We start from the raw sequence: 2301 nt of genomic DNA, 5'->3' as shown, positions 1-2301 counted from the left end.
TGCCGATGAGTTGGCCGGTTCGAACGCTGAGGCAGCAGAAGACGGACGCCATCGATGGCAAGCTCGGCTTCTATTCTCTCGACGCTTCCACTCCCATCACGGCGGGCACCTGGAGGGCGGTGATGATCGCGGCCGATTGCGCGCTCACCGGCCAGGCTTTGATCCAGGGTGGCGAGCGCGCTTGTTTCGCGCTCACCCGGCCTCCCGGCCACCACGCGGACCGCGATCTCTACGGGGGTTATTGCTTTCTGAACAACGCCGCCGTGAACGTTCTGCTCGGCTTCGAGGGCGGCTAGCGTCGGATCTCGACGGTCGACGCGCCGTCGATTCTCTTGTAGAACAGGCCGTTCGTCGAGAGCAGGAGCTCGAGGGCTTGCTCGAACGTGACACCCTGGAGGTCGACCGTCACGTTGCGATCTCGAAAGGACTCGTCGAAGAGGACGTTGACTCCCGCGAGCTTTCCCAGCGCTTCGAGAATCGTCCGCAGGCTCGTCTCCTCGGCGAACTTCAGTTGAATGGGCGCCGAGGAGAACGGATCGAGCAGCGGCTCGGGCCCGAAGATTCTCTCGCGAATCACTGGAGGTCGCGACCCTGACTCGCGCTCGAGCCGGCGCCGGAGCTCTTCGAGCTCTTCCCGGGCGAAACGGTTGGTGGGATCGTAGAGCAGGGCCTGCGAAAGCTCGCGGGAGGCGGCCAGCTCCTCCCCGGTTTCCCGGAGCCTTCGCGCCTCCCGGAGGTGGGAGTGGGAGGCCTCGATCGTAGCCCGCATCAGAGCGATTCGTGTTTCGAGATTCTCGGGAAACTCCTCGAGCGCCTCCTGGTAGAAGGCCACCGCTCGGTCCCAATCCTCCAGGCGGGCGGCGCGATTTCCGTTCTCGTAAGCCGTTCGCGATGCGCTGCATGCAGCGAGGATGGTGGCCAGACCGAGAATCGACCCTCTCGAGAGCATTCGTGCCGCCATTGTAGCGCCCGATCAGTCCAGAACCAGCTTGGGAAGGAACCGTGTGAGCCATGGCACGTACGTCACCAGGAGCACGGCGACGGCGCGGATGGCGAGAAACGGAACCGAAGCCCGGTAAACGTCGGGAAGGGGCTGTTTGAACCGATAGGACGCGAGGAAGAGGTTCATCCCCACCGGCGGCGTCAGGTAGCCGAGCTCGAGGTTGGTGAGGAAGATGACTCCGAGGTGGAACGGGTCGATCTCGAAGAACAGGCCGAGCGGAGTGATGAGCGGAACGACGACCACGATGGCGGAGTAGATATCCATCAGGCAGCCCACGAGCAGCAGAAAGACGTTGAGAAGGAGCAGGAACACGAGGGGAGAGGTGACGAAGCCCTGCACCCAGTCGACGCCCTGCTGAGGGATCTGGGCGAAGACGAGGTAGTTCGTCAGACCGAGGGCAACCCCGAGAATGATGAGGACGCCTCCGATGAGAGTGGCGGCGTCTCCTCCGACACGGAGCAGGTCCTTTCCGATTGCGAGGTCGCGGTGGATTCCGAACTCGAGGACGAAGGTGGAGAGCACCGTCAGCGCCGCGGCTTCCACCAGGGTCGCGAAGCCGCCGAGGATGCTTCCGAGCACCACGATGGGAATGGCGACCTCCCACTTCGCCTGCCACAGCGCGCTCGCGGCGCGCCGTGCGTCGAAGGGAACCCGCGCGATTGCGGTTTTGCGCGCGGCGACGAGGGCGAGAACGGCGACGAGCGCCATCTCGAGGACGGCGGGAACGATGCCGCTGACGAAGAGACGCGGGATCTCCACTTCGGCGACGAGCCCGTAGAGAATGACCGCGAGCGAGGGAGGGAAGAGAAGGCCGAGCGAGCCGGCCGACGTGAGGAGTCCCGTCCCGAACCTGGGCGAGTAGCGCTCCTCGAGCAGCATGGGAAACAGGAGACCGCCCATCGCAAGGATGGTGACGCCGCTTCCTCCCGTGAAGCTGGTGAAGAAGGCGCAGACGACGATGGCGACGATGGCAACGCCTCCGGGAAGCCATCCCACGATGGCGCGAAAGAGCTCGACGAGTCGTCGCGGCGTACCGCCCTCGGCGAGAATGAAGCCCGCCAGGGTGAACAGGGGAATCGTCGGCAGAATGGGCTTCACCGCCAGGTTGTAGGTCTCGGTCGGGATCGCGGAGACGGGAAACAGGTCGTGCCAGAGGAGGATCGCTGCGACACCGCCGATGCCGACGACGATGGGCGCGCCCAGGGCGGTCGAAAGGAGCACCGCGCCGACGAGAAGAACGTAGATCCCGGACTCTTGAAGCGATTCGAATCGATAGAGGGCAAGGGGAACGAGGGCGA

At 64.5% G+C, this 2301-nt stretch carries 2 protein-coding genes and 1 pseudogene; 1 reads left to right on the top strand and 2 read right to left on the bottom strand.

Going from position 1 to position 2301, the window contains the following annotated elements:
• Nucleotides 1-266: pseudogene (locus VEK15_17485) on the top strand (histone deacetylase family protein).
• A gap of 26 nt (nt 267-292) precedes the next feature.
• Here the strand turns inward: VEK15_17485 and VEK15_17480 are convergent.
• Nucleotides 293-949 (bottom strand): STN domain-containing protein, encoded by a 657-nt coding sequence (locus tag VEK15_17480; GenBank protein ID HXV62496.1) that lies wholly within the window; start codon nt 947-949, stop codon nt 293-295.
• A 24-nt stretch (nt 950-973) separates the two neighbouring features.
• Nucleotides 974-2301 (bottom strand): TRAP transporter large permease subunit (locus VEK15_17475; GenBank protein HXV62495.1); only part of this gene is annotated, 1328 nt, incomplete at its 5' end.

The sequence above is a fragment of the Vicinamibacteria bacterium genome (assembly GCA_035620555.1).
Taxonomy (GTDB): Bacteria; Acidobacteriota; Vicinamibacteria; order Marinacidobacterales; family SMYC01; genus DASPGQ01.
This window is presented reverse-complemented; position numbering and strand designations above follow the sequence as displayed.